The following is a 26,103-nucleotide window of genomic DNA, read 5'->3' on the forward strand; positions in this document are numbered from 1 at the left end:
CTCGCCGGCTCGGTGCTGGCCTGGAGCCTGTCGCGTCGGCGCCGCCAGCCGGTGCAGGTCGAACCCGAAGCGACGCCACGCCTGCCCGCCACGCTGACCGAAGCCCTGCAACGCGTCACCATCGCCGCGATCATGGTCCCGCGCAGCGAGATCCAGGGTATCGACATCAGCCAGCCGCCGGAGCGCATCCTCGAACAGTTGCGCACCGCCACCCACACACGCCTGCCGGTGTACCGCGAGGACATCAACCAGATCGAGGGCATCCTGCATATCCGCCAGGTCGCCCGCCTGTTGCCCCAGGACGGGGTCAGCGCCGAAGACCTGCTGGCAGCTTGCCGCGAGACCTATTTCGTGCCGGAAAGCACCCCGCTGCTCACCCAGCTGGTGAACTTCCAGAAGGAACAACGCCGCGTCGGCATCGTGGTCGACGAATACGGCGACGTGATCGGCCTGGTCAGCCTGGAGGACATCTTCCAGGAGCTGATCGGCGAATTCGGCAGCCTCGATGACCTCGCACCCAACCCGGCGATCCAGCCCCAGGAGGACGGCCGCTTCGAGCTGGATGGCTCCCTGCACCTGCGCGAGCTCAACCGCGTGCTCGGCTGGCACCTGCCCTGCGAAGGCCCCAAGACCCTCAACGGCCTGATCACCGAGGCCCTGGAGCAGATCCCCGACACCAGCGTGTGCCTGAAGATAGGCCCCTACCGCCTGGAGATCCTGCAGTCCGGCGAGAACCGCGTACAGCGCGTGCTTGCCTGGCGCGCCTGAGCCTCCCGCAGCCCCGCCAAGGCCCCTTGCCGTGGTTTTCCAGCGCTTTCTATAATCCGGCCGGGCCCACCCTGCCCATCCGGCCGTCGCAGCTACCCGCCCACGCGCCACTGGCCAGCCTGCCTGGCCGCCTGAGAACCACCTGCCACGGCCCCACAGGCCCGTCCGCAGCCCGCAAGGCCCCTGATCCGGCGACCCGCCGTATCATCCCCTTCCCTCAGCACAACACGACAGCCACGAGACTAGGTCGGGCCGTGACGGCCACGACGACTGACAGGGGACCACAGATGACCACCGCCACCTTGAGCGACAGCGCAGGCGCGCCACCGGCCAACTCGCCGGCCCGCGTCGCCACCGCCAGCTTCATCGGCACCGCCATCGAGTTCTACGACTTCTACATCTACGCCACGGCTGCGGCCCTGGTGATCGGCCCGGTGTTCTTCCCGCAGACATCCGGCACCGCGCAGATGCTCTCGGCCTTCCTCACCTTCGGCATCGCCTTCCTCGCCCGGCCACTGGGCTCGGCACTGTTCGGCCACTTCGGCGACCGCATCGGGCGCAAGTCGACCCTGGTCGCCTCACTGCTGCTGATGGGCGCCTCCACCACGCTGATCGGCGTGCTGCCGGGCTATGAAAGCATCGGCGCCTGGGCACCGATCCTGCTGTGCCTGCTGCGCTTCGGCCAGGGCCTGGGGCTGGGCGGCGAGTGGGGTGGCGCGGCACTGCTGGCCACCGAGAACGCCCCGCCCGGCAAGCGCGCCTGGTTCGGCATGTTTCCGCAGCTCGGCCCGTCCATCGGTTTCCTCGCCGCCAACGGCCTGTTCCTCACCCTGGCCCTGTGCCTGAGCGACGAGCAGTTCCGCGCCTGGGGCTGGCGCATCCCCTTCCTGCTCAGCGCGGTGCTGGTGCTGGTCGGCCTCTATGTGCGCCTGAAGCTTGCGGAAACGCCGGTCTTCGCCAAGGCCATGGCCCAGCACGAGCGGGTGAAGATGCCGGTGATCGAAGCCTTCGGCAGCCACTGGCGCCCGATCGTACTCGGCGCCCTGGCGATGGTGGTGTGCTACGCGCTGTTCTACATCTCCACTGTGTTCTCCCTCAGCCACGGCGTGGGCAGCCTCGGCTACAGCCGTGAAAGCTTCCTCGGCATGCTGTGCTTCGCCGTGCTGTTCATGGCGGCAGCGACCCCGCTGTCGGCCTGGCTCAGCGACCGCTACGGGCGCAAACCGGTGCTGATCGTGGGCTGTACGCTGGCGATCCTCTCCGGCTTCGCCATGCAGCCGCTGCTGACCCAGGGCTCGACCCTCTCGGTCACCCTGTTCCTCAGCATCGAACTGTTCCTCATGGGCGTGACCTTCGCCCCCATGGGCGCGCTGCTGCCAGAGCTGTTCCCCACCCACGTGCGCTACACCGGCGCCTCGGCGGCCTATAACCTCGGCGGCATCGTCGGGGCATCGGTCGCACCCTTCTTCGCCCAGAAGCTGGTGGCCGTGGGCGGGCTGTCCTGGGTCGGCGGCTACGTGTCGGTCGCGGCAGCGCTCAGCCTGCTGGCGGTGCTCTGCCTCAAGGAAACCCGCGACGACGACCTGGGCGCGGTGCGCTAAGGCCTCGCCCCTTGGGCGTCAGGCTCCAGCCGTCTCCTCGACGAGGCGGCTGGCAGCCGGCGCCACCCTCCCCGCCCGCACGATCCACTCCGCCAGCAAGCCGCCCCAGACCGAACACCCCAGCTGTGACGGGTGATAGCCGTCCAGCGCCAGGTAGTCGGCCTGCATGGCGATGCTCGCCGCGCAGTGCTCGGCCCCCAACTCGTCAGCCAATGCCCGCACCTGCATGTCGAGCAAGCGCGCACGCCAGCCCAGCAGGCGGCGCAGCAGCCAGGGCAGGGCGCTGAAGTGCTGCAAGGGGGGAACGGCGGCGAACACCACCTCGACGCCCCGCGCCATGAAGGGGGCGGCCAGCCGCCGCAGGGATTCACGCCAGGCAACGGTGGAACTGAAATGGGTGGTGTCGTTGACACCGAAGACCAGCAGCACCAGGTCCACCGGTTCGTCCTGAACCTGCGGCAACAGGCGCTCACAGGCCTCGCTCGCGGTGATGCCGTTCTCGCCACAGGCGCGCCAGGCAACGGGCCGTCGCAACTGCCGGGAAAGCGCCGCGGCCAGCTGCCCCGGCAAGGCCAGTTGCAGGCAGGAGACACCGACACCGGCAACGGTGGATTCGCCGATCAGGAGGATGCGCAGGGGTTCGCCCGCGAATTCCGCGCCCACCAGCCCCTGATCAGGGCCGGCGGCAGGGGCCAGGCGCAGGGCGGTGCGCCTGGTATACAGGGCCTGGGGCAGCACCAGGGGCATCAGCGCCAGCGCCGATGCCCACCACAGCAGCGCGGCCCCTCGGCTCACAGCTTGACGTCGACGGCCTGGGCCGCGCGGGTCGCCTTGGCGCGGGCCAGGTCGGTGGACTCATCGCGGGCCAGGGCCACGCCGAGGCGGCGCTGGCCATCCACCGCCGGCTTGCCGAACAGGCGCAGCGCGGTGTCAGGCTCGGCCAGGGCGGCCGAAAGATTGCCGAAGCTCATCTCGGTGGACTTGCCTTCCACCAGAATCACCGCCGAGGCGGACGGGCCGGACTGGCGGATCACCGGGATCGGCAGGCCGAGGATGGCGCGGGCGTGCAGGGCGAACTCGGAGAGCTCCTGGGAAATCAGGGTGACCAGGCCGGTGTCATGGGGGCGCGGCGACACCTCGCTGAACCACACCTGGTCGCCTTTCACGAACAGTTCCACGCCGAACAGGCCGCGACCACCGAGTGCCTCGGTCACGGCCTTGGCCACGCGCTCGGACTCGGCCAGGGCCTTGGGGCTCATCGCCTGGGGCTGCCAGGACTCGTGGTAGTCGCCCTTCACCTGGCGATGACCGATGGGCGCGCAGAAGGTGGTGCCGCCGACATGGCGCACGGTGAGCAGGGTGATTTCGTATTCGAAGTCGATGAAGCCCTCGACGATCACCCGACCCTTGCCGGCGCGGCCGCCTTCCTGGGCGTAATCCCAGGCGTATTGCAGGTCGTCGTCGCTTTTCAGTACCGACTGGCCCTTGCCGGAGGAGCTCATGATCGGCTTGACCACGCAGGGGTAGCCGACGCTGGCGACGGCGGCGCGGTAGTCCTCGAAGGTGTCGGCGAAGTGGTAGGGCGAGGTGGGCAGGCCCAGCTCCTCGGCCGCCAGGCGGCGGATGCCCTCGCGGTTCATGGTCAGCTGCGCGGCGCGCGCGGTGGGGATCACGGTGTAGCCTTCGGCCTCCAGCTCCACCAGGGTGGCAGTGGCGATGGCCTCGATCTCCGGCACGATGTAGTGCGGCTTCTCCAGTTCGATGACGCGGCGCAGGGCCTCGCCGTCGAGCATGCTGATGACGTGGCTGCGATGGGCGACCTGCATGGCCGGCGCGTTCTCGTAGCGGTCGACGGCGATCACCTCGACGCCCAGGCGCTGCAGCTCGATCACCACTTCCTTGCCCAGCTCGCCAGAGCCGCAAAGCAGTACACGGGTCGCGCTCGGCGACAGCGGGGTTCCAATACGGGGCATCGGTGTTTCCTCGAAAGATGAAAGGTATTCACGCGGCCGGCGACCCATGGCCGCCGACTTCTTCAATGGGGCTGGATCAGGAACTGGCCAGCGGCCCGCGCGCGCTCCACGCAGCGCACCAGCACCTCGCGGCGCTCGGTGTTGTCCATGCGGCCCCAGCGGGTGATCTCGTCGACGCTGCGCTGGCAGCCGGTGCAGATGTCGTCATCGTCCAGCGCGCAGACATGCACGCAAGGCGAGGCGACGGGGCGTTCACGTTCCATCAGTCTTCCTGTTCGGCCAGTTCCCGTGCATAGCGCTGGGCGTTGTGCACGTAGTGCGCGGCGCTGCCCTCGAGCATCTTCTTCTGCTGCTCGGTCAGCTCGCGGACTATTTTACCGGGCGAGCCCATCACCAGCGAGCCGTCGGGGATTTCCTTGCCTTCGGGGATCAGCGCGTTGGCGCCGATGATGCAGTACTTGCCGATCTTGGCGCCGTTGAGAACCACGGCGTTGATGCCGATGAGGCTGTAATCGCCGACGGTGCAGCCGTGGAGCATGGCGTTGTGGCCGATGGTCACGCCCTTGCCGATGTTCAGCGCGAACCCCATGTCGGTGTGCATGACGGTGCCGTCCTGCACATTGCTGTTCTCGCCGATGTGGATCAGCTCGTTGTCGCCGCGCAGCACGGCGCCGAACCAGACGCTGGCTCCGGCATCCAGGCGGACCTTGCCGATCACCGTCGCGTCGGGAGCGATCCAGCTGTCGGGATGGGTTTCGACACGGGCGTTGCCCAAGCGGTATTTCATCAGGCGCTCCTCGAAACGGGGCTCAGTTGAGTTTGACGAAGGTGGCCGGCGGCTCGCGCATCTCGATGCCGGCATCGAAGACCAGGTTGACCAGCTCCACCACCATGATCGCGGTAAGGCCCCAGATCTTGTACCGGCCGAACTGGTAGCTCGGCACATACCAGCTCTGGCCGAGGTAGTCGATGCGGTGGGTCATCTCGCGCGGGTCGCTGCGGAAGAACTCCAGGGGCACGCTGAAGACCGAATCGATCTCGCCGTCGTTGGCCTTGTACTCCACGTAGTCGGGCACGAAGCCGACATAGGGCGTGACCTGGATGCCATGGCGTGAGACCAGGGTACTGAGCGGGCCGATGACCTCGACCAGACCGGGCGGCAGGCCGATCTCCTCCTCCGCCTCGCGCAGGGCGGTGTGGATCAGGTCGCGGTCCTCGGGGTCGCGACGGCCGCCCGGGAAGGCCACCTCGCCACCGTGGGTGGACAGGCCGCTGGCGCGCAGGGTGAGCACCAGCTCGGGTTCGGCGCTGCGGGTGATGGGCACCAGCACCGCCGCCTCGGGGAAGGAGCGGTCGGTCACCAGCGTCTTCGGGCAATAGCTCCGCACGCGGCGGTGCAGGTCATCCAACATGGATATTCTCGGCTTTTATTCTGCCGGGCATCATGGCACGAACCCGCAGGCCGCCCAACCCCCGAGCCGAGGTTCGAGGCTCCTCGCAGCCCCCGTCCCGCTTGCCGTGGGGCCCCCGGCCGCGCCAAGATTGCGCCCTCGACCCGAGGATTCCCGATGAAGTTCTGCAGCCAGTGCGGCGGCCCCGTGATCCAGCGCATCCCCGAAGGCGACAACCGCCTGCGCCATGTCTGCGAGCTATGCCACACCATTCATTACCTGAACCCGCGCATCGTCGCCGGCTGCGTGCCGGTCTGGGGCGAGCAGGTGCTGCTGTGCCGCCGCGCCATCGAGCCGCGCAAGGGCTACTGGACCCTGCCCGCCGGCTTCATGGAGAACGGCGAAACCATGGAGCAGGCTGCCGCCCGCGAAACCGCCGAGGAAGCCTGCGCACGGGTACGCGACCTGCAGCTCTATACCCTGTTCGACCTGCCGCACATCAGCCAGGTCTACACCTTCTTCCTCGCCCAGCTGGTCGACCTGGACTTCGCCGCTGGCGAGGAAAGCCTCGAAGTGAAGCTGTTCCACGAACGTGACATCCCTTGGTCCGAGCTGGCTTTTCCGACCGTCGGGCGTACCTTAGAATGCTACTTCGCCGACCGTATCGAGCAGGTCTATCCGGTCCGCAACGAGCCGTTGGCACCCTTGCTGGCCTACTACAAGAAAGCCTGAACGCACTGCCGAATTCGAACACTCTGGGGATGCTGTAGAAATGCGCTGGTTGCTCCTTGCCTTCATCTTTTGCTTTACCTCCCTGTCCCACGCCAGCGCCGCCCCCAGCCTCGAAGGCAAGGGCATCGACAAGGTGCTGGTGGTCAAATCCGAGCGCAAGCTGTTGCTGATGAACCGCGGCAACATCCTCAAGAGCTACCGCATCTCCCTGGGCAAGCAGCCCAAGGGGCCGAAACTGCGCGAAGGCGACCAGCGCACGCCCGAGGGCTTCTACTGGATCGACTGGCGCAAGACCAGCGACAAGTACAACCTGGCGATGCACATCTCCTACCCCAATGCCCGCGACTCCCTGCAGGCGCGCCAGAAGGGCGTGCCCGCCGGGGGCATGATCATGATCCATGGCACCCCGCTGGACGAGGAGTACCCCGAGTGGTACTTCCACACCCTGGACTGGACCGAGGGCTGCATCGCCATGAAGAACGCCGACATGCGCGAGATCTGGAGCCTGGTGAAGGACGGCACGCTGATCGAAATTCGCCCCTGAGGGAGCGGAGCGACAAACAGGAAAAGGCGCCCAGGGCGCCTTTTTTGCGTTCAGTGGTTCCTGCGAAAGCGGAGATGGGCGACTCAGAACACCAGGTCGGACAGGCGCCAGACCTCATAGGCCGGCGTCTCGTAGGGATGAGCCTGCTTGAGGGCGCGCACGGCATCGTGGATCAGCTCGTCGGCAACGACCATCTCCACCTTCCACTCGGACACATGCTCCACCCGGCCCACCTCGCCGATGAAGGGGTCGGCTTCGGCGAGCGGGCGGAACTGGCCCTGGCCCAGGCTCTGCCAGCAGCAACTGTCATAGGCACCGATTCGGCCACCACCCGCCGCGAAGACCGCTTTCTTGACGGGCTCGAGATGGGACTCCGGAACGTAGAAGCACAGCTTGTACATCAATCACTCCACAGGCAATTACAGGCTGGACGCTAGTGGCCAGATGATGCCACTGGAAGATGGCACTTCGCCAATACTTTGTCGCGACCAGCGTCACGATACCGGCATTCGACTGGCTACCGGTCAAAGTGTTCAGCGCCGCCATAGAGCAGTTGGCCATAAGCGGGGCCAGCCCGAGCGCCCTCCCTGGAGCACTGGGTTGCCGGGACACTCGCACGGCAGGCTCAGCCGCCCTGCCAGAACCGACGCCACTTGTCCCTCAGCGAGGGCGTGGCGGGCGCGTGGCTGCCATCGCAATACGGCAAGCGTCGCGATAGGCCGCAGCGGCAAAGAATGAGCAGTTGCTGACGTTCGATGTGAAGCGAGAGGCCCTGTCGGCAGTCGGAAGGGCAATCGGGAAGCCGGGGCGAGCGCCCGCAGCGGCAAAGCAGGAGGGTGGCGCCGGGTTCGACCCGGCGCACCTCCGGTAGCGAAGCGCCCTCCCCCGTGTCCGGAAGCGGGCGCTCGCCGGCGTCGTCAGTCGACCCAGACGCGGGCATTGCGGAACATGCGCAGCCAGCCGCCGTCTTCCTGCCACTCGTCGGGGCGCCAGGAGTTCTGCACGGCACGGAACACGCGCTCCGGGTGCGGCATCATGATGGTCACGCGACCATCGCGGCTGGTGAGGCCGGTGATGCCACGGGGCGAGCCGTTCGGGTTGGCCGGATAGCTCTCGGTGACCTTGCCGTGGTTGTCGACGAAACGCATGGCCACGCAACCGGACAGGTCGGCTTCCAGCAGGGCTTCCTCGCTCTCGAACTCGGCATGGCCTTCGCCGTGGGCGATGGCGATGGGCATGCGCGAGCCGGCCATGCCACGCAGGAAGATCGACGCCGACTCCTGCACCTGGACCATGGCCACGCGGGCCTCGAACTGCTCGGAGCGGTTGCGCACGAAGTGCGGCCAGAACTCGCTGCCCGGGATCAGCTCGTGCAGGTTGGACATCATCTGGCAGCCGTTGCACACGCCGAGGGCGAAGCTGTCCTTGCGCTCGAAGAAGGCCTGGAAGCCGTCACGGGCACGGGCGTTGAACAGCACCGACTTGGCCCAGCCCTCACCGGCGCCGAGCACGTCACCGTAGGAGAAGCCGCCGCAGGCCACCAGGCCCTTGAACTCTTCCAGGCTGACGCGGCCGGCGAGGATGTCGCTCATGTGCACATCGATGGCGGCGAAGCCGGCACGGTCGAAGGCGGCCGCCATCTCGACCTGGCCGTTGACGCCCTGCTCACGCAGCACGGCGACCTTGGGACGCGCGCCCTTCTTTATATAGGGAGCGGCGATGTCCTGGTTGACGTCGAAGCTGAGCTTCACCGACAGGCCGGGGTTGTCCTCGTCCAGCAGGACATCGAACTCCTGGTAGGCGCAGGCGGCGTTGTCGCGCAGGCGCTGGATCTGGTAGCTGGTCTCGGTCCACTGGCGCTGCAGCATGCGGCGCTCGCCGGCGAACACCGGCTCGCCGTTGAAGGCGATGGCGACGTCGGCACCGTTGACCGGCTGGCCGATGACGGCCACGCAGTCGCCCAGGCCGGCGGCGCTGAACTGGGCCAGCACTTCAGCGGTGGCACCCTGCTGGACCTGGATGACCGCACCCAGCTCTTCGTTGAACAGCACGGCCGCCAGCTCGTCGGCGGAATCGGCCAGGGCATCGAGCTGCAGGTCGAGGCCGCAATGACCGGCGAAGGCCATTTCCAGCACGGTGGTCAGCAGGCCGCCGTCGGAACGGTCATGGTAGGCCAGCAGCAGGCCGTCCTGGTTCAGGCCCTGGATCACGGCAAAGAAGGCCTTGAGGTCTTCGGCATCGTCGACGTCCGGCACGGCCTGGCCGAGCTTGGCGTAGGTCTGCGCGAGGATCGAGCCGCCCATGCGGTTCTGGCCGCGGCCGAGGTCGACCAGGATCAGGTCGGTCTCGCCCTTGTCCAGGCGCAGTTGCGGGTTGAGGGTGCGGCGTACGTCCTGCACCGGGGCGAAGCCGGAGATCACCAGGGACAGCGGCGAGGTCACGGACTTGTCCACGCCCTCGTCCTGCCAGCGGGTCTTCATCGACATGGAGTCCTTGCCCACCGGGATGGTGATGCCCAGCGCCGGGCACAGCTCCATGCCCACGGCCTTGACCGTGTCATACAGGCGCGCGTCCTCGCCCGGGTGGCCAGCGGCGGCCATCCAGTTGGCGGACAGGCGGATGTCGGAAATCTTCTCGATGCGTGCCGCCGCCAGGTTGGTGATGGTCTCGCCCACCGCCATGCGGCCCGAGGCCGGGGCGTCCAGCAGGGCCAGCGGGGTGCGCTCGCCCATGGCCATCGCCTCGCCGGTGTAGACGTCGAAGCTGGTGGCGGTGACGGCGCAGTCGGCCACCGGCACCTGCCACGGGCCGACCATCTGGTCGCGAGCCACGAGGCCGGTGATGGTGCGGTCGCCGATGGTGATCAGGAAGCTCTTGCTGGCCACGGCCGGGTGGTGCAGCACACGGCTGACCGCGTCGGCGATGTCGACGCTGGCGGCATCGAAGTCATCGCCCTGCTCGGCTTCGCGGGTCACGCTGCGGTGCATGCGCGGCGGCTTGCCCAGCAGGACGTTGAGCGGCATGTCCACCGGCTTGTTGCCGAAGTGGCTGTCGGCGACGGTCAGGTGCGGCTCCTCGATGGCCTCGCCGACCACCGCGAAGGGGCAGCGCTCACGTTCGCAGATGGCCTTGAAGCGCTCGAAGTCGGCGGCGTCCACCGACATCACGTAGCGTTCCTGGGACTCGTTGCACCAGATTTCCAGCGGGCTCATGCCCGGCTCGTCGTTGGGCACGGCGCGCAGTTCGAAACGGCCGCCACGGCCACCGTCGTTGATCAGTTCCGGCAGGGCGTTGGAGATGCCGCCGGCACCCACGTCATGGATGAACTTGATGGGGTTCTCGGCACCCAGCTGCCAGCAACGGTCGATCACTTCCTGGCAACGGCGCTCCATTTCCGGGTTGTCGCGCTGGACGGAGGCGAAGTCCAGGTCGGCGGAGCTGGCACCGGTGGCCATGGAGGAAGCGGCGCCACCGCCCAGGCCGATGAGCATGGCCGGGCCACCGAGGACGATCAGCTTGGCGCCGACCGAGATCTCGCCTTTCTGCACGTGCTCGGCGCGGATGTTGCCCATGCCGCCGGCGAGCATGATCGGCTTGTGGTAGCCGCGCACTTCTTCACCGTGGGGGGTGTCGATGGCCTGCTCGAAGGTACGGAAGTAGCCGTTCAGCGCGGGACGTCCGAACTCGTTGTTGAACGCGGCGCCGCCCAGCGGGCCCTCGATCATGATGTCCAGCGCGGTGACGATGCGCTCGGGCTTGCCGTAGGGCTTCTCCCAGGGCTGCTCGAAACCGGGGATCTGCAGGTTGGAGACGGTGAACCCGGTCAGGCCCGCCTTGGGCTTGGCGCCACGACCGGTGGCACCTTCGTCGCGGATCTCGCCGCCGGAGCCGGTGGAAGCACCGGGGAAGGGAGCGATGGCGGTCGGGTGGTTGTGGGTCTCCACCTTCATCAGGATGTGCACCGGCTCCTCGGTCGCCCCGTACTGGCGGGTCTCCGGGTTGGGGAAGAAGCGCCCGGCGGTGAAGCCCTCGATGACCGACGCGTTGTCCTTGTAGGCGGACAGCACGCCTTCGCGGTTCATCTCGTAGGTGTTCTTGATCATGCCGAACAGGCTCTTCTCCTGCGCCTGGCCGTCGATGTCCCAGCTGGCGTTGAAGATCTTGTGGCGGCAGTGCTCGGAGTTGGCCTGGGCGAACATCATCAGCTCGACGTCATGGGGGTTGCGCCCCATCTCGTTGAAGCTCTTCACCAGGTAGTCGATCTCGTCATCGGCCAGGGCCAGGCCCAGCTCGACGTTGGCGCGGGCCAGGGCATCGCGGCCACCGCCGAGGATGTCGACCACGGTCAGCGCCTTGGGCTGCGCGTGGCTGAACAGGCCGGAGGCCTCTTCCAGGGCGCCCAGCACCAGCTGGGTCATGCGGTCGTGCAGCGCGCTGGCGATCAGTTGCGCCTCGGTGTCGGAGAACTGGCCGGCGACGTAGTAGGCGATGCCGCGCTCGATGCGCTCGATCTTGGCCAGGCCGCAGTTGCGGGCGATGTCGGTTGCCTTGCTCGACCAGGGCGAGATGGTGCCCAAGCGCGGCAGGACCAGGAACAGGCGGCCGGACGGCTCCTGCACCGGGACGCTGGGCCCGTACTTGAGCAGGCGCGCCAGGACCTTTTCCTCGTCGGCGGTAAGAACGCCGGTGACTTCGGCAAAGTGGGCGAACTCGGCGTAGAGACCGGTGACGGCGGGAACCTTCTGGGTCAGTTGCTCGAGCAGTTTGCCGTGGCGAAAGGCGGAAAGGGCGGGGGCACCGCGCAGGATCAACATCTTCTGGACAGCCTCTGGGAAGGGGTGTGCTTAGAGGCCGTGCATTCTAGCGCAAAGCACCTGATTCCGGCACCCGTGCCGTACCGCTCGAAGCGGCCTTCCGAGGAGCGGCAGGGCGAGCGCGCATCGGCCGCAAACGCCCACCCCCGGGGGCCTGCGGCTAGCAGAGAAGATTTCCACTGTCGAGATATGGCAAGGATCGGGGTTTGCGTATACTGCGCCGATGTTCACCCCACCCGTGTTCCGCAAGCGTCGTGCCTTCTGGCTATTGGCGACCGGAATCCTCCTGCTGCTCGGAGGCTGCAAACAGCCGTCCACCCTCGAGCGCATTCAGGAGGAGGGTGTGCTACGCGTGGTCACCCGCAACAGCCCGGCCACCTATTTCCAGGACCGCAACGGCGAAACCGGCTTCGAGTACGAACTGGTGAAACGCTTCGCCGATGACCTGGGCGTCGAGCTGCAGATCGAGACAGCCGACAACCTCGACGACCTCTTCGCCCGCCTCGGCCAGGCCAACGGCCCGGTGCTCGCCGCCGCCGGCCTCGTCGCCAGCGATGCGCGCCAGCACGAGTCGCGCTTCTCCCACCCATACCTGGAAGTCACGCCGCAGGTCATCTACCGCAATGGCGAGCGCCGCCCTACCCGCCCGGAAGACCTCGTCGGCCAGCGCATCCTGGTGCTCAAGGGCAGCAGCCATGCCGAGCAACTGGCCGCGCTCAAGGTGCAGTACCCGGAGCTGAAGTACGAGGAGTCCGACGAAGTCGAGATCGTCGACCTGCTGCGCATGGTCGACGAAGGGCAGATCGACCTGACCCTGGTGGACTCCAACGAACTGGCGATGAACCAGGTCTACTTCCCCAACGTGCGCGTCGCCTTCGACCTGGGCGACGCCAGCAACCTGGCCTGGGCCGTCGCGCCCGGCGAGGACGACAGCCTGCTCGGCGAGGTCAACGGCTTCCTCGACAAGGCCAAGGAAAACGGCACCCTGCAGCGCCTCAAGGATCGCTACTACGGCCATGTCGACGTACTCGGCTACGTCGGCGCCTACACCTTCGCCAAGCACCTGCAGCAGCGCCTGCCCAAGTACGAGCAGCACTTCCGCCAGGCCTCCCAGGACAACCAGGTGGACTGGCGCCTGCTGGCCGCCATCGGCTACCAGGAATCCCTCTGGCAACCGACCGCCACCTCCAAGACCGGTGTGCGCGGCCTGATGATGCTGACCCAGGACACCGCCAAGGCCATGGGCGTGGCCAACCGCCTGGACCCCAAGCAGAGCATCGTCGGCGGCAGCAAGTACTTCGGCATGATCAAGCAGGGCCTGGCCGATGAGCTGCTGGAGCCGGACCGCACCTGGTTCGCCCTGGCCGCCTACAACATCGGCATCGCCCACCTGGGGGACGCGCGCAAGCTGGCCGAGGCCGAGGGCCTGAACCCGAACAAGTGGCTGGACGTGAAGCAGATGCTGCCGCGCCTGTCGCAGAAGCAGTGGTACCGCAAGACCCGCTACGGCTATGCCCGTGGCGGCGAAACCGTGCACTTCGTGCAGAACATCCGCCGCTACTACGACATCCTCACCTGGGTGACCCAGCCGCAGATGGAAGGCTCGCAGGTGGCCGAAAGCAACCTGCACGTCCCCGGCATCGACAAGCGCAAGCCCAGCGAAGACACCCCGCCGCTCTGACAGCGTACGGCGCGGCGTTCAGCCCTTCGGCGAACGCCGCGCCTTGAAGAACTCGCTGAGGATCGCGCCGCACTCCCCCGCCAGTACCCCGCCCTCCACCAGCACCCGGTGGTTGAGGAAGTCCTGGGTGAAGAACTGGCCACGGCTGATCGCCACCCCCGCCTTGGGCTCGGTGGCGCCATAGACCACGCGCGCCACGCGTGAATGGACGATGAGCCCGGCGCACATGCTGCAGGGCTCCAGGGTCACGTACAGCGTACTGCCCACCAGGCGATAGTTTTCCAGCGCCAGCGCCGCATCGCGGATGGCGACCATCTCGGCGTGGGCACTGGGATCGTGCCGGGAAATCGGGCAATTGAAGCCGCGCCCGATCACCTGGCCGTCCTGCACCAGCACGGCGCCGACCGGCACCTCGCCTAGGGCCGCGCCTTGTGCGGCGAGGGCCAGGGCCTCACGCATGAAGTCCTCGTCACGGCTGCGGTCGACGATCATCGGCTGGCGCATCTCAGGCCACCTCGATCGCGGCCATCAGGCCGGTCTCCATGTGGTCGATGACGTGGCAATGGAACATCCACACGCCGGGGTTATCGGCCACCAGGGCGATGCGCGCGGTCTCGTTCTTGCCCAGCAGGTAGGTGTCGGTGAAGTAGGGAATGATGTCCTTGCGGTCCGAGCCGATCACCTTGAAAGCCATGCCGTGCAGGTGGATCGGGTGCAGGTACTGGGCCATGTTGCGCAGCTCGAAGATGTAGTGGCCGCCCTTCTTCAATGTGGCGATGGGGCGGTCGGCGCAGGTCTTGTCCTGGATGTCCCAGGCCTTGCCGTTGATCTGCCAGTAGTTGCTCGGCCGGCCGGCGGCGCTGGTCAGGGTCGCGGCCCATTCGAACTTGAAGCTGAGGGTCTCGGCCTTTTCCAGGTCCGGCTCCGGCACCGGGTTGGCCGGCAGCGCGGGCGGCCAGTCGCCGGCGGCCTCCTCGGTGGCGATGCTTTTCAGCGTCGCCAGGCGCAGCGGCCCGTTGCGCAGCGGCAGTTCCTGGCCGGCGGCGGGCACCTTGAGCGCCAGCTCGATGCGCATGCCCGGGCCAAGCCAATACTCCTTGCCCAGCTCGCGCGGTGCGATGGGGTGGCCGTCCAGCGAATAGATGCGCACCTCCGCGCCCGGCATGTTGAGGCGGTAGGTGATGGTGCTGTCGAGGTTCAGCAGGCGCAGGCGCACCACCTGCCCGGCGGGCAGCTCCAGGGTCGGTGCCGGCGTGCCGTTGATGGTGGTCAGGCGCCCACGGGTGCCTTCGCGGGCCGCCTCGCGGGGCACGCTGAACTGGGTGAAGGCGCCCTCCTCGTCCACGTGCCAGGTCTTCAGGCTGAGCACGCGCTCGTGACGAAAGCCGCTGGGCTCGCGCTCCTCGACTATCAGCGGGCCGACCAGGCCGCGCCCCAGCTGCTCGGCGCTGGACAGGTGCGGGTGGTACCAGAAGCTGCCGGCGTCATCGGTGCGGAAGCGGTAGTCGAAGTATTCGCCCGGCAGCACCGGCAGCTGCGAGACGTAGGGCACGCCGTCCATCTCCAGAGGCAGGCGGATGCCGTGCCAGTGGACGGTGGTGGGCTCGTCGAGCTTGTTGATGAAGCGCACGCGCAGCCAGTCGCCCTGGCGTGAACGCAGCTCCACGCCCGGCGCCTGGCCGCCATAGGCCCAGGCCGGGGTGACGTGGCCGGACACCAGTTCCAGGTCCAGGGGCGCTGCGATCAGCTCGTAGTCGTGGGTCTTGGCATCGAGGTTGCGGCCCAGCCAATAGCGGGTGCCGCCGGCGCCCAGGCCGACCACGCCGAGGCCGACCAGGCCGCCGAGAATCTGTCTGCGGGTGAATGACACGGAATCCAGGCTCCTGTGAGTAATGCTTCGCGGGGCCATCAGGCGGTGCGTTGTCGCTCTGCGGCGACAGGAAGGCCGGCCTGCATGGGCCGGCTCACGGGTGGCACATTCTGGCACAGCCCCCTTGCATCAGGGCAGCGCCGGGCCGTGGCCAGATGCCACAGCCGCCTAGCGGTTGCGCCCCAGGTAGGCACGGGTGGTCAGCAGGTACACCGGCAGCCCGGACACCAGCACGATCAGCGCGGCATAGGGCGCGGCGGCGGCGTACTCCAGGTTGGCAGTGTGCGACCAGACGGCGGTGGCCAGGGTGTCCAGGCCGGTCGGGCCGAGGATCAGCGTGGCCGTCAGCTCCTTCATGCAATCGAGGAACACCAGCACGAAGCCGGCGCCTATGGCCGGGAAGATGATCGGCAGGGTCACCCGCAGGAAGGCCCGGAACGGCGTCTGGCCGAGGGTGCGCGCGGCCTCCTCCAGCTGCGGCGAGGCCTTTTCCAGCGCCACGCGGATGGGCGACTGGGCCATCGGCATGAACAGCAAGGCATAGGCCACCAGCAGCAGCAGCGTGGTCTGGTAGAGCGCCGGCGCATACCCCAGGGCGAAGAACACCAGGGACAGCGCGATCACCAGCCCCGGCAACGCGTGCAGCAGGAAAGGCAGGCGCTCGGCCAGGCGCGCCAGGCGCCCGTGGTAGCGCACCACCACCAGCCCCACCGGCAATGCCAGCAGGCAACTGATCAGCGCGCCGCCGAAGGACAGGTACAGCGACGCCCCCAGGGTGCGCAGGATGTCCATCAGCGGGAAGGCGGCCGAGCTGCCCTCGTGGATCCAGAAGCCGAGCATGGCCAACGGCGTGCCCGAGCCGACCACCACCAGTGCCACCAGCAGCGCCTGGATCGGCCAGTCCCACAGCCCCAGGCGCACCGGCGCGGTACGCCGCGCCACGCCTTGCCCGGTACGGGCGAAGCCGCGCCCGCGCAGGCGCAGCTCCATGCCCATCATCAGCATGCACAGGGCCAGCAGCAGCGCCGAGAGCATCGCCGCGTTGGCGTTGCTGAATTCCAGCTCGAACTGCTGGTAGATGGCGGTGGTGAAGGTCTGGTAGCGCATGATCGACGGCGCGCCGAACTCCACCAGCATGTGCAGCGCCACCAGCAGCCCGGTGCCCATCAGGGTCGGCCGCAGCAGCGGCAGGGTCACCCGCCAGAACACCTGGCGCCGGGTGTAGCCGAGCATGCGCGCGGACTCTTCCAGCGCCGGGTCGAGGTTGCGCAGGGTCGCCACCACCGGCAGGTAGATCAGCGGGTACTTGGACAGGATCATCACCAGCGCCGTGCCGCCGAGGCCTTCGAACACCGGGCTGATGGAAATCCACGAGAAGCCGGCGACGAAGGCCGGGATCGCGAACGGCAGGCACAGCAGCACGTTCCACTGGCGGCGCCAGCGCAGGTCGCTGCGTTCCACCAACCAGGCCAGCGCCAGGCCGAGCAGCACGCAACCGGCGGTCACCAGCACCATCAGCTTCATGGTGTTGGCCAGCAGGTGGAACACGAAAGGGCGCCACAGCAGTTGCCAGGCGGTGTGCCAGCCGGACTCCCAGCTGCGCACGGCGACGTAGAACAGGGGCAGCGCGGCGACCAGCAGCAATGCCAGGACCGGCACCTGCAGCCAGATGGGCGGGGTGCGGCGACGGCGGCCGAGGGGTTTCGACGCCGAGGCCGCCAGGGCCGGGTCCAGGACTTCGGATTGCATCAGTTCAGCCCGACCTCGCGCTCCAGCTCAAGGGCGTCTTCCGCCAGGCCGATGTCGGCGGCGGTGAGCTTGGGCGGGCGCAGCTGGTCATAGGGCTTGAGCAGCGGGTCGGCCGGCACCTTCTGGTTCACCGGGTACTCGGCGGACTGGCTGAGGATGGCCTTCTGGCCCTCTTCGCTGAGCATGAAGGCGACGAACTGCTGGGCCTCCTTCGGGTGCTTGCTGGCCTTCACCACCGCCACGCCGGACACGCTGGCCAGGCCGCCGGCATCGCCGTCGGCGAAGTAGTGCAGCTTGCTCTTGAGCTCGCCCTTCTCCTTCTTCAGGGCCATCCAGTAGTAGCTGTTGATCAGTGCGGCGGCGACTTCGCCGTTCTCCACCGCCTTCATGGCGATGACGTTGTTGGTGTAGGTGGAGCCGAAGGCCTTGAGGCCGGTCAACCACTCCTCGGCCTTCTCGCGGCCCTGGAGCTTGATGATGGCGGCCACCTGGCCGAGGAACTCACCGCTGCTGGGCACGAAGGCGATCTTGCCGCTCCACTCCGGGTCGGCCACCTCGAGCACGCTCTGCGGCAGGGGCTGGTCGCCCAGCTCCTCGGGGTTGTAGGCCAGCACGCGCACGCGCGAGGTGACGCCGATCCAGTTGCCGGCGGGGTCGGCGAACTGCGGCTCGACCTGCTTCAGGGCACTGTCGTCCACCTTGGCCAGCAGGCCCTGGCCGGCCAGCTTGATCAGCGGTGGTGCCTCTTCGGTGTAGATGATGTCGGCGGGCGAGCGCTCGCCCTCCTCGGCGATCTGGTTGGCCAACTGGCCACCACCGCCCTTGCGGATGCGCACCTGGATGCCGGTGGCTTTGGTGAAGGCCTCGGCGACGGCCTTGCCGGTCGCTTCGTGCTGCCCGTTGTACAGAGTCAGGGTCACTGCGTCGTCGGCCCGAGCCGCCAGGGGCAGCAGCAGGCCGAGGGACAGAACACCCGCGCCGCAGGCGCGGGCCAACGCAGTTACGAGACGTGCCGACATAAGCCACTCCTATCAACTCAGCAATAATCGGAAACGATTATACGGACCAACTGCGCTTCATTCTCAAGAAAAGGCTGCGACAGGTTGCTGCGGCAGATGAGAGGAAGCCGGGGCAGATATGAAAAAGGCGCGGACCGCATGCGGTCCGCGCCTCCGACGCTGGCCTTCAGGCGCGCGCCGTCATTCCCACTCGATGGTCGCCGGCGGCTTGCTCGACACGTCGTAGGTGACGCGGGAGATGCCTTCGATCTCGTTGATGATGCGGTTGGAGACCTTCTCCAGCAGCTCGTAGGGCAGGTGCGCCCAGCGCGCGGTCATGAAGTCGATGGTTTCCACGGCACGCAGGGCGACGACCCAGGCGTAGCGACGGCCGTCACCGACCACGCCGACCGATTTCACCGGCTGGAACACCACGAAGGCCTGGCTGGTCTTGTGGTACCAGTCGAAGGCACGCAGCTCCTCGATGAAGATGTGGTCCGCGCGGCGTAGCAGGTCGGCGTACTCCTTCTTCACCTCGCCGAGGATGCGCACGCCCAGGCCCGGGCCCGGGAACGGGTGGCGGTAGACCATGTCGTAGGGCAGGCCCAGTTCGAGGCCGATCTTGCGCACCTCGTCCTTGAACAGCTCGCGCAGCGGCTCGACCAGCTCGAACTGCATGTCTTCCGGCAGGCCACCGACGTTGTGGTGGGACTTGATCACGTGGGCCTTGCCGGTCTTCGCGCCGGCCGACTCGATCACGTCCGGGTAGATGGTGCCCTGGGCGAGGAACTTCACGTCCTTGAGCTTGGTGGCTTCCTCGTCGAACACCTGGATGAAGGTGCGACCGATGATCTTGCGCTTCTCTTCCGGGTCGGAGACACCGGCCAGGCGGCCCAGGAACAGTTCCTCGGCGTTGGCGCGGATCACCTTGACGCCCATGTTCTCGGCGAACATGGCCATCACCTGGTCACCCTCGTGCAGGCGCAGCAGGCCGTTGTCGACGAAGACACAGGTCAGCTGGTCGCCGATGGCCTTGTGCAGCAGGGCTGCGACCACGGAGGAGTCGACACCGCCGGACAGGCCCAGCAGCACCTTGTTGCTGCCCACCTGGGCGCGCACGGTGGCGATGGCGTCGTTGACGATGTTGGAAGGGGTCCACAGGGCTTCGCAGCCGCAGATGTCCAGCACGAAACGGGAGAGGATGCGACCGCCCTGCTTGGTGTGGGTCACTTCCGGGTGGAACTGCACGCCGTAGTAGGCACGCGCGTCATCGGCCATGGCGGCGATCGGGCAGCTCGGGGTGCTGGCGAGGATGTGGAAGCCCTCGGGCATGGCGGTGACCTTGTCGCCGTGGCTCATCCACACGTCCAGGCCCAGCAAGCCGTCCGCGTCGACATGGTCCTCGATGCCGTCGAGCAGGCGGGCCTTGCCGACCACGTCGACACGGGCATAGCCGAACTCACGCAGGTCGGAACCCTGCACCTTGCCGCCGAGCTGCTCGGCCATGGTCTGCATGCCATAGCAGATGCCGAACAGCGGAACGTCGAGATCGAACACCGCCTGCGGGGCGCGCGGGCTGTTGGCCTCGTGCACCGACTCCGGGCCGCCGGCCAGGATGATGCCCTTGGGCGCGAAGGCGCGGATGGCATCGTTTTCCATGTCGAACGGGTGGATCTCGCAGTACACGCCGATCTCGCGCACGCGACGGGCGATCAGCTGGGTGTACTGGGAGCCGAAGTCGAGGATCAGGATGCGGTGGGCGTGGATATCTTGATGAGCCATGAGCTTTCCTTCGGAAAGAGCTTGAAGCGGAAAGCCGGAAGCTGGAAGTGCAGGGCGAAAGTCATGCTTCCGTCCTCCAGCTTCCAGCTTCCGGCACCTGTTACGCGGCCCCTTAACCTACGCGGTAGTTGGGCGCTTCCTTGGTGATCTGCACGTCATGCACATGGGACTCGGCCATGCCGGCCCCGGTGATGCGCACGAATTCCGGCTTGGTGCGCATCTCCTCGATGGTGGCGCAGCCGGTGTAGCCCATGGAGGCGCGCAGGCCGCCCATCAGCTGGTGGACGATCGCGGACATGGCGCCCTTGTAGGGCACGCGGCCTTCGATGCCTTCCGGGACGAGCTTCTCGGCACCGGCGGAGGAGTCCTGGAAGTAGCGGTCGGAAGAACCCTGGGCCTGGGCCATCGCACCCAGCGAACCCATGCCGCGGTAGGCCTTGTAGGAACGGCCCTGGAACAGCTCGACCTCGCCCGGCGCCTCTTCGGTACCGGCCAGCATGGAGCCGATCATCACCGCGGAGGCGCCGGCGACGATGGCCTTGGACAGGTCACCGGAGAAGCGGATGCCGCCATCGGCGATCAGCGGGACGCCGGTACCGGCCAGGGCGGCGGCGACGTTGGCGACCGCGGAGATCTGCGGCACGCCGACGCCCGCGACGATACGGGTGGTGCAGATGGAGCCCGGGCCGATACCGACCTTGACCGCATCGGCGCCGGCTTCGGCCAGGGCCTTGGCCGCCTCGCCGGTGGCGATGTTGCCGCCGATCACCTGCACCTCGGGGAAGGTCTGCTTGACCCAGCGGACGCGGTCGATCACGCCCTTGGAGTGGCCGTGGGCGGTGTCGACGATGATCACGTCGACACCGGCGTTGACCAGCGCGGTGACGCGATCACCGGTATCGGCACCGGTGCCGACGGCGGCGCCGACGCGCAGGCGACCCTGGTCGTCCTTGCTGGCCAGCGGGTAGGCCTTGGCCTTCTCGATGTCCTTGACGGTCATCATGCCCTTCAGGCTGAAGGCGTCGTCGACGATCAGGACCTTCTCGATGCGGTGCTTGTGCAGCAGCTCGCGGACAGTGTTCTTGTCGGCGCCTTCCTTGACGGTGACGAGCCGCTCCTTGGGCGTCATCACCTCGCGGACGCGGGCGTCCAGGCGGTTCTCGAAGCGCACGTCACGGGAGGTGACGATGCCCACCAGATCACCGTTGGACAGCACCGGTACACCGGAGATGTTGTGCTGGCGGGTCAGCTCGAACAGGTCGCGCACGGTGGCGTCGGCCTCGATGGTGATCGGGTCCTTGACCACGCCGGCCTCGAACTTCTTCACCTTGCGGACCTCGGCAGCCTGCTGCTCGATGGTCATGTTCTTGTGGATGATGCCGATGCCGCCTTCCTGCGCCATAGCGATGGCCAGGCGGGCTTCGGTCACGGTATCCATCGCGGCGGACAGCAGGGGGATGTTCAGTTCGATGCCGCGCGTCAGGCGGGTCTTGAGGCTGACGTCCTTCGGCAGGACCTCGGAATACCCCGGGATCAGGAGTACGTCGTCGAAGGTGAGGGCTTCTTGGCTGATGCGCAGCATGGCGGGGCTCCCAGGCGGGAAAATTGGAAGCGCGGCATTATATCTCAGCTGTGATGGCGCGCTCAATGAAACCGTTACCCTCGGCCTCACCTTCTTCACTGCCGTACCACCCTTTCCGATGGAGTGCCATCCCGCATCTGCAGGATAGCGGCGCCGCGCCGGGCCTTCCGATACTCCGTCGTGACGCTGCGCCCCAGGCGGGGCGCATTCGCCGACGCCGATAACGACAAGAATAAAGAGTGGGAACCATGCGCCAGCCCCTTGCCCTCCATCCGTCACCCGCCGACTCGACGCTGGCCGATCCCCCTGGGCAACGCAACGGCCGTGCCTGGTTCCGCCGCAAGCGCAGCACCGGCGATCCGCGACCGCCCCACCCTGCCAGGCTCCATCCCCGCACCACTCCCCCGCAGCACCGAGCGCCCCGCGCGCACCGCCCCCAGGCGCCCCCAGACCTCCCGCCCGCTCACCACCACCGCCCATCAAGCGGCGACCCCCGTTCGCCCCGAGGAAAGGACATCGCCATGACCCGTTCCCCCTTGCCCCTTTTCGCCACCCTGCTGCTGATCCTGAGTCCGACCACCCAGGCCACGCAGCCGGAACTCATGCCCTACCTGCCGCAACGGACACTGGAGCTCGCGGAGTATCTGCCACCGCCGCCACCCGCCGGCACCGCCGACGACCGGCTCGACCTCGATACCGTGCTGCTCGTCCAGCGCGAGCGCACCCCGCAGCAGGTGGAGCAGGCCAAACGCGACGACCACCTCGACGACGCGGCCTTCCCCTTCGCCCAGGGCATCCTCGGGGCGGCGTTCACCGTCGAGCGGCACCCGCAGACCGCGCACTTCTTCCGCCGCGTGCTGGTGGACCTGGAGCAGACGCTGATGCCCGCCAAGCACCACTTCGCCCGCCCCCGCCCCTACGAACTCAGCCAGGAGGTGAAGCCGATACTGCCGCCCCCCATGGGCGAGTCCTACCCCAGCGGCCACACCATGGACGCCTACCTCACCGCCATCCTGCTGGCCAAGATGGTGCCGGAGCACCGCGCCGAACTCTTCGCCCGGGCCGCAGCAGCCGCGCAAAGCCGCGTGGTGGCGGGCGTGCACTACCCCACCGACCTGGAAGGCGGGCGCATATCCGCGGCGGTACTCGCCAACGAACTGCTGAAGAACCCCGGCGCCCTGCGTGACTTCGAGCACGCCCGGCGCGAGGTGAGAAGCAACCTCGCCCTGGAGTGACGCCCACCCGGGCCGCGGTGGGTGACGCCGCGGCCCGCCATGGAAGGTACCCCCCGACGCAGGGAGCCGTAGCCTCGGTAAGAAGGAGCGACACCATGTTCGTGAATCGCCTCGCCCTCCCCCTCTGCCTGCCACTGTTGACTGCCCTCGCCTGCCACAGCCAGGCGCAGGAGACCTCCTGGAGCGACGTCCTCGCCCAGGGCGACGCCCGCCTGTTCTTCGACAACCAGTACTTTGCCCGCGACTTTCGCGACGGCCCGAACAACGCCGGGCGCAACCGCTACAAACCCCGCGACGAACGCAACGGCTACCGCCAGGAATGGGGGCAATCCGTACAACTGCATTACCACTCGGGCTTCACGCCCGGTCTCATCGGCCTGGGTGTCGATGCCTTCGCCATGGCCGCGTTCAAGCTCGACAGCGGCGGCGGGCGCACCGGCACGGGCACCCTGGCAGTGGACGGCCAGGGCCACCCGCGAGACAGCCACGGCAAGGCCGGCGGCGCCTTCAAGCTGAAAATCGCCGATGCGCAGCTCAAGTACGGCAACTTCAGCACCCAGGCGCCCGTGCTGGCGGCGGACAACAGCCGGATCATTCCCGGCATGGCCCACGGCCTGCACCTGCAGGGTGACTGGGCCGGGCTGAAACTGGAGGCGGCGCGCTTCACCGCGCTGTCCGGCCCCACCGAGAGCAAGAGCCGTGGTGCCATCTCAACGGTGTACGGGCGGCCGGAGCGGCACGGCATCGATATCCACGGCGCCAGCTACCTGGGCGCCAGTCATCGAGGCGGGCCCTGGAGCCTCTCCTACTACCTGGCGCAGCTGGAGGACGTCTGGACCCAGCACTACCTGCACCTGGGCCATGAACGGGCGCTGGGCGCAGGCACCCTGAGCAACAGCTTCGACCTCTACCGCACCCGCGACAGTGGCGACTCGCTGTTCGGCCCCATCGACAACCTGATCGGCTCCCACGCCATCGCCTACCGCCAGGGCCCGCACCGCCTGACCCTGGCCTACCAGCGCAACGTCTCGGACACGCCCTTCGACTACATCGGCTTCGGTGATGGGCAGAGCAGCCAGTCGATCGTCCTGGCCAACGCCGCTGCGTATTCGGACTTCAACGGCCCTCGCGAGCGCTCCTGGCAGCTTCGCTATGACCAGCGCCTGAACTGGCTGGGCCTGCCCGAGCTGAACCTGGCCCTGCGCTACCAGCGGGGTTGGGGCGCAGACGGCAGCCATGCCCCCGGCCACAGCATCTACCACGGGCTCTACGGTCGCGACGGCAAGCACCACGAGCTGGACCTGGACCTCGGCTACACCTTCTCCCGTGGCCCGCTGAAGAACCTGCACCTGCGCGCCACGCAGATCTGGCACCGCAGCAACCGCGCCTACGCGGACGCCTCCATCGACCAGACGCGCCTGCGCATCCAATACCCGCTGGAGCTGTTCTAGTCCCGCGCCGCCCGCTTCAGTGGCGCAGCGGGCGGTGCGCCCCTCAAGGCTGCAGCGCCAGGTAGCGCGCCACCAGCGCCACGCCGCTGCACAGCACCAGCCAGGTGACCAGCCGCACGAAGGCCTCGCGGGAGAGGCGCAAGGTCAGGCGCCGGCCTGTCCACAGCCCCAGCGCCATGGCCGGCAGCAGGCTCAGGGCGAGCAGCAGGATCTGCCAGTCGGCGTAGAGCCCGGCCAGGACGAACAGCCCCAGGCGCACCAGGGTGCTGCAGCCGATCAACGCGCTCTGGGTGGCGCGGATCTGCTCCTTCTCGGGCAGACGGCCGCTGAGGTACAGCGCATAGAGGAAGCCGCCGCTACCGAACAGCGCCCCGAGGGTGCCGCCGAAGACACCGAAGGGCACCCCCCAGAGGGGCTTCATCGGTGCCTGGCGCACCGGCTGCAGGAACAGCGACCAGATGGCATAGGCGCAGACGAACAGGCCGAACAGCAGCATCAGCAGTTCGGCATCCAGGTTCACCAGCCCGTAGGCACCGACGGCGCAGCCCAGCGCCATGCAGGGCAACAGCCGGCGCAGCTCGCTCCCAGCCACCGCCTGGCGCGCCGTAAACCAGCTGCCGGCGGATGCGACGAAATCCAGCAGCACCAGCAGCGCAATGATCCGCGCCATGGGCAGGCTGCTCACCAGCAACGGCCCGGCCACCAGTGCCGTGCCGAAGCCGGCGATGCCGAACACCACATAGGCCAGGGCGATGGCGCCGGCGATGAGCAACCAGTCGGTGGGCGAAAACGACAGCAGGGCGAACAGGCTTTCGACACTCATGGAACGGCGCTCGGCAGGGGAAGGCCTCCAATCTAGCGAGCGCGGCGGGCACGGGACCAATACAATCCACGCCCTCATCCCATCTCCAAAAAGCATGGCAGGAGCCCCCGTGATCTCATTACGACAACTGCGCACCTTCATCGCGATCGTCGAGAGCGGCAGCTTCAGCCGTGCCGCAGAACGCCTGTTCATCGCCCAGTCGGCCCTCAGCCGGCAGATGCGCGAGCTGGAGACCCACCTGGCCACCCCCCTGCTGGAGCGCGGCCCCCGCCAGGTCGAGCTGACACCGGCAGGGCGCGCCTTCCACCCAATGGCGCAACGGCTGCTGCAGGACCTGGAAGCCGCCGCCGACCTGGCCCGCCAGGTCGGCCAGGGCCAGCACGGCACCCTGCGCCTAAGCCATTCCAGCTCGGTGCCCCTGGCCGCGCCGCTGCAGGCGCCCCTGCGCAGCTACCTGGACCTGCACCCGGGGGTGAACCTGGACATCGTCCAGCAATCCTCCGAGCAACAGCTGGCCGACCTGCAGGAAGGCCGCCTGGATGTGTGCCTGCTGCGCCTGCCGGTGCTGCGCCAGTACCCCGGGCTCGCCCTGCAGCCGCTATACCGTGAAGCCCTGCTGCTCGCCGTCGCCGCCGACCACCCGCTGGCCGCCGAGGAACGACCGGTCGCCCTCGCCCGCCTGGCGGACGAACCCTTCGTCTCGGTGCCGCACATGCAGCGCGGCGGCCTGAGCTACCGCGCCGCCGAGCTGTGCCTTCGCCAGGGCTTCTTTCCCCGTGCGGCCCGCGCCGTGTCGCGCAAGACCAGCCAGCTGCAGCTGATCGAAGCCGGTATCGGCGTCGCCCTGGTGCCGGCCTCGATGCGCGCCATCGCGCCTGCCGGGGTGCGCTTCCTGGCGCTGGCCGATGCCGACTGCGACAGCCAGGTCGCCCTGGCCTGGCGCCACGATGGCACGCCCCTGAGCCAGGGCCTGGTGGAGCACTTCTGCCAGCAACTGGGCGCAGGCTGACTCCGCGGCTTTATCTGCGTCGCTGTTGGGGTTCTAAAGCAAACGCTTAAGTACGGTGGTTTCCGGGCATTTATGGACCTGTGCCACCTCCACCGCATAA

22 protein-coding genes and 1 pseudogene are annotated in these 26,103 nt (G+C 67.7%); 8 read left to right on the forward strand and 15 right to left on the reverse strand.

The window, feature by feature from the left end; all coding sequences use genetic code 11:
- Positions 1-105 precede the first annotated feature (105 nt).
- Both ACYJSS_RS15905 and ACYJSS_RS15910 read left to right on the forward strand, forming a co-directional pair.
- Positions 106-768, forward strand: a pseudogene (locus ACYJSS_RS15905) (transporter associated domain-containing protein); the annotation flags it as partial.
- A gap of 287 nt (positions 769-1,055) precedes the next feature.
- Complete coding sequence (locus ACYJSS_RS15910) at positions 1,056-2,369, forward strand: MFS transporter (protein ID WP_236205463.1); 1,314 nt, start codon at positions 1,056-1,058, stop codon at positions 2,367-2,369.
- 18 nt (positions 2,370-2,387) lie between these two features.
- Here ACYJSS_RS15910 and ACYJSS_RS15915 read toward each other — a convergent pair whose 3' ends face one another.
- The 5 genes from ACYJSS_RS15915 to ACYJSS_RS15935 form a co-directional block, all read right to left on the reverse strand.
- Complete coding sequence (locus tag ACYJSS_RS15915; RefSeq protein ID WP_236205462.1) at positions 2,388-3,164, reverse strand: SGNH/GDSL hydrolase family protein; 777 nt, start codon at positions 3,162-3,164, stop codon at positions 2,388-2,390.
- Positions 3,161-4,342, reverse strand: coding sequence for a formate-dependent phosphoribosylglycinamide formyltransferase (gene purT, locus ACYJSS_RS15920; RefSeq protein WP_111263564.1), 1,182 nt, complete (start codon positions 4,340-4,342; stop codon positions 3,161-3,163). The genes ACYJSS_RS15915 and purT overlap by 4 nt, the downstream gene beginning before the upstream one ends.
- Positions 4,343-4,404: 62 nt before the next feature.
- Positions 4,405-4,605 carry a DUF1289 domain-containing protein gene (locus ACYJSS_RS15925; protein WP_178083005.1) on the reverse strand — a complete coding sequence of 67 codons (201 nt, stop codon included), beginning with the start codon at positions 4,603-4,605 and terminating at the stop codon, positions 4,405-4,407.
- Positions 4,605-5,129 carry a gamma carbonic anhydrase family protein gene (locus ACYJSS_RS15930; protein ID WP_111263562.1) on the reverse strand — a complete coding sequence of 175 codons (525 nt, stop codon included), beginning with the start codon at positions 5,127-5,129 and terminating at the stop codon, positions 4,605-4,607. The genes ACYJSS_RS15925 and ACYJSS_RS15930 overlap by 1 nt, the downstream gene beginning before the upstream one ends.
- A gap of 22 nt (positions 5,130-5,151) precedes the next feature.
- Entirely contained in the window at positions 5,152-5,754 is a 603-nt protein-coding gene (locus ACYJSS_RS15935) for a CoA pyrophosphatase (protein ID WP_236205461.1), read from the reverse strand.
- Between the two features lie 156 nt (positions 5,755-5,910).
- Between ACYJSS_RS15935 and ACYJSS_RS15940 the strand changes: the two genes are divergently transcribed.
- Both ACYJSS_RS15940 and ACYJSS_RS15945 read left to right on the forward strand, forming a co-directional pair.
- Positions 5,911-6,465 (forward strand): NUDIX hydrolase, encoded by a 555-nt coding sequence (locus tag ACYJSS_RS15940; RefSeq protein WP_173172942.1) that lies wholly within the window; start codon positions 5,911-5,913, stop codon positions 6,463-6,465.
- A gap of 40 nt (positions 6,466-6,505) precedes the next feature.
- Positions 6,506-7,009, forward strand: a complete 504-nt coding sequence (locus ACYJSS_RS15945) for a L,D-transpeptidase family protein (RefSeq protein WP_111263559.1) — start codon at positions 6,506-6,508, stop codon at positions 7,007-7,009.
- Between the two features lie 83 nt (positions 7,010-7,092).
- Here ACYJSS_RS15945 and ACYJSS_RS15950 read toward each other — a convergent pair whose 3' ends face one another.
- The 3 genes from ACYJSS_RS15950 to purL all read right to left on the reverse strand — a co-directional run bounded on the left by ACYJSS_RS15950 (position 7,093) and on the right by purL (position 11,823).
- The gene (locus tag ACYJSS_RS15950; protein WP_111263558.1) at positions 7,093-7,410 is read right to left on the reverse strand and encodes a YqfO family protein; all 318 of its coding nucleotides are present in this window, start codon (positions 7,408-7,410) and stop codon (positions 7,093-7,095) included.
- 224 nt (positions 7,411-7,634) lie between these two features.
- Positions 7,635-7,949 (reverse strand): CDGSH iron-sulfur domain-containing protein, encoded by a 315-nt coding sequence (locus ACYJSS_RS15955; protein WP_111263557.1) that lies wholly within the window; start codon positions 7,947-7,949, stop codon positions 7,635-7,637.
- Positions 7,927-11,823 carry a phosphoribosylformylglycinamidine synthase gene (gene purL / locus ACYJSS_RS15960; RefSeq protein ID WP_236205460.1) on the reverse strand — a complete coding sequence of 1,299 codons (3,897 nt, stop codon included), beginning with the start codon at positions 11,821-11,823 and terminating at the stop codon, positions 7,927-7,929. The genes ACYJSS_RS15955 and purL overlap by 23 nt, the downstream gene beginning before the upstream one ends.
- Positions 11,824-12,046: 223 nt before the next feature.
- Between purL and mltF the strand changes: the two genes are divergently transcribed.
- On the forward strand, positions 12,047-13,504 hold the full coding sequence (gene mltF, locus ACYJSS_RS15965; RefSeq protein WP_111263555.1) for a membrane-bound lytic murein transglycosylase MltF: 1,458 nt from the start codon (positions 12,047-12,049) through the stop codon (positions 13,502-13,504).
- Between the two features lie 18 nt (positions 13,505-13,522).
- On the opposite strand, the gene tadA is transcribed toward mltF, so the two are convergent.
- The 6 genes from tadA to guaB form a co-directional block, all read right to left on the reverse strand.
- Complete coding sequence (gene tadA, locus ACYJSS_RS15970) at positions 13,523-14,008, reverse strand: tRNA adenosine(34) deaminase TadA (protein WP_111263554.1); 486 nt, start codon at positions 14,006-14,008, stop codon at positions 13,523-13,525.
- Position 14,009: 1 nt separating this feature from the next.
- Positions 14,010-15,374, reverse strand: coding sequence for a multicopper oxidase family protein (locus tag ACYJSS_RS15975; protein WP_111263553.1), 1,365 nt, complete (start codon positions 15,372-15,374; stop codon positions 14,010-14,012).
- A gap of 168 nt (positions 15,375-15,542) precedes the next feature.
- The gene (locus tag ACYJSS_RS15980) at positions 15,543-17,123 is read right to left on the reverse strand and encodes an ABC transporter permease (protein WP_236205459.1); all 1,581 of its coding nucleotides are present in this window, start codon (positions 17,121-17,123) and stop codon (positions 15,543-15,545) included.
- A complete protein-coding gene (locus tag ACYJSS_RS15985; RefSeq protein WP_111263551.1) occupies positions 17,123-18,142 on the reverse strand; it encodes an extracellular solute-binding protein in 1,020 nt (339 codons plus the stop codon). Before ACYJSS_RS15985 ends, ACYJSS_RS15980 begins: the two co-directional genes overlap by 1 nt.
- A 180-nt stretch (positions 18,143-18,322) precedes the next feature.
- Positions 18,323-19,903, reverse strand: coding sequence for a glutamine-hydrolyzing GMP synthase (gene guaA, locus ACYJSS_RS15990; RefSeq protein WP_236205458.1), 1,581 nt, complete (start codon positions 19,901-19,903; stop codon positions 18,323-18,325).
- Positions 19,904-20,015: 112 nt separating this feature from the next.
- Positions 20,016-21,485 (reverse strand): IMP dehydrogenase, encoded by a 1,470-nt coding sequence (gene guaB / locus ACYJSS_RS15995; protein WP_111263549.1) that lies wholly within the window; start codon positions 21,483-21,485, stop codon positions 20,016-20,018.
- Between the two features lie 521 nt (positions 21,486-22,006).
- Here guaB and ACYJSS_RS16000 point away from each other — a divergent pair.
- Positions 22,007-22,720: an acid phosphatase gene (locus ACYJSS_RS16000; RefSeq protein WP_111263296.1), complete on the forward strand. Its 714-nt coding sequence runs from the start codon at positions 22,007-22,009 to the stop codon at positions 22,718-22,720.
- Positions 22,721-22,815: 95 nt separating this feature from the next.
- The gene (locus ACYJSS_RS16005) at positions 22,816-24,171 is read left to right on the forward strand and encodes an OprD family outer membrane porin (protein WP_236205457.1); all 1,356 of its coding nucleotides are present in this window, start codon (positions 22,816-22,818) and stop codon (positions 24,169-24,171) included.
- A gap of 43 nt (positions 24,172-24,214) precedes the next feature.
- Here the strand turns inward: ACYJSS_RS16005 and ACYJSS_RS16010 are convergent, their stop codons facing one another.
- Positions 24,215-24,994, reverse strand: coding sequence for a sulfite exporter TauE/SafE family protein (locus ACYJSS_RS16010; protein WP_111263294.1), 780 nt, complete (start codon positions 24,992-24,994; stop codon positions 24,215-24,217).
- Between the two features lie 109 nt (positions 24,995-25,103).
- Between ACYJSS_RS16010 and ACYJSS_RS16015 the strand changes: the two genes are divergently transcribed.
- Positions 25,104-26,003, forward strand: coding sequence for a LysR family transcriptional regulator (locus ACYJSS_RS16015; RefSeq protein WP_111263293.1), 900 nt, complete (start codon positions 25,104-25,106; stop codon positions 26,001-26,003).
- Positions 26,004-26,103: the final 100 nt, after the last annotated feature.

The organism is Pseudomonas sp. No.21 (assembly GCF_054558415.1).

Coding starts and splice junctions, on each gene's coding strand:
- ACYJSS_RS15910 (WP_236205463.1), top strand. CDS start 1,056: ATGACCACCGCCACCTTGAGCGACAGCGCAGGCGCGCCACCGGCCAAC.
- purT (WP_111263564.1), bottom strand. CDS start 4,342: ATGCCCCGTATTGGAACCCCGCTGTCGCCGAGCGCGACCCGTGTACTG.
- ACYJSS_RS15925 (WP_178083005.1), bottom strand. CDS start 4,605: ATGGAACGTGAACGCCCCGTCGCCTCGCCTTGCGTGCATGTCTGCGCG.
- ACYJSS_RS15930 (WP_111263562.1), bottom strand. CDS start 5,129: ATGAAATACCGCTTGGGCAACGCCCGTGTCGAAACCCATCCCGACAGC.
- ACYJSS_RS15935 (WP_236205461.1), bottom strand. CDS start 5,754: ATGTTGGATGACCTGCACCGCCGCGTGCGGAGCTATTGCCCGAAGACG.
- ACYJSS_RS15940 (WP_173172942.1), top strand. CDS start 5,911: ATGAAGTTCTGCAGCCAGTGCGGCGGCCCCGTGATCCAGCGCATCCCC.
- ACYJSS_RS15945 (WP_111263559.1), top strand. CDS start 6,506: ATGCGCTGGTTGCTCCTTGCCTTCATCTTTTGCTTTACCTCCCTGTCC.
- ACYJSS_RS15950 (WP_111263558.1), bottom strand. CDS start 7,410: ATGTACAAGCTGTGCTTCTACGTTCCGGAGTCCCATCTCGAGCCCGTC.
- ACYJSS_RS15955 (WP_111263557.1), bottom strand. CDS start 7,949: ATGCCCGCGTCTGGGTCGACTGACGACGCCGGCGAGCGCCCGCTTCCG.
- purL (WP_236205460.1), bottom strand. CDS start 11,823: ATGTTGATCCTGCGCGGTGCCCCCGCCCTTTCCGCCTTTCGCCACGGC.
- mltF (WP_111263555.1), top strand. CDS start 12,047: ATGTTCACCCCACCCGTGTTCCGCAAGCGTCGTGCCTTCTGGCTATTG.
- tadA (WP_111263554.1), bottom strand. CDS start 14,008: ATGCGCCAGCCGATGATCGTCGACCGCAGCCGTGACGAGGACTTCATG.
- ACYJSS_RS15980 (WP_236205459.1), bottom strand. CDS start 17,123: ATGCAATCCGAAGTCCTGGACCCGGCCCTGGCGGCCTCGGCGTCGAAA.
- ACYJSS_RS15985 (WP_111263551.1), bottom strand. CDS start 18,142: ATGTCGGCACGTCTCGTAACTGCGTTGGCCCGCGCCTGCGGCGCGGGT.
- guaA (WP_236205458.1), bottom strand. CDS start 19,903: ATGGCTCATCAAGATATCCACGCCCACCGCATCCTGATCCTCGACTTC.
- guaB (WP_111263549.1), bottom strand. CDS start 21,485: ATGCTGCGCATCAGCCAAGAAGCCCTCACCTTCGACGACGTACTCCTG.
- ACYJSS_RS16000 (WP_111263296.1), top strand. CDS start 22,007: ATGACCCGTTCCCCCTTGCCCCTTTTCGCCACCCTGCTGCTGATCCTG.
- ACYJSS_RS16005 (WP_236205457.1), top strand. CDS start 22,816: ATGTTCGTGAATCGCCTCGCCCTCCCCCTCTGCCTGCCACTGTTGACT.
- ACYJSS_RS16010 (WP_111263294.1), bottom strand. CDS start 24,994: ATGAGTGTCGAAAGCCTGTTCGCCCTGCTGTCGTTTTCGCCCACCGAC.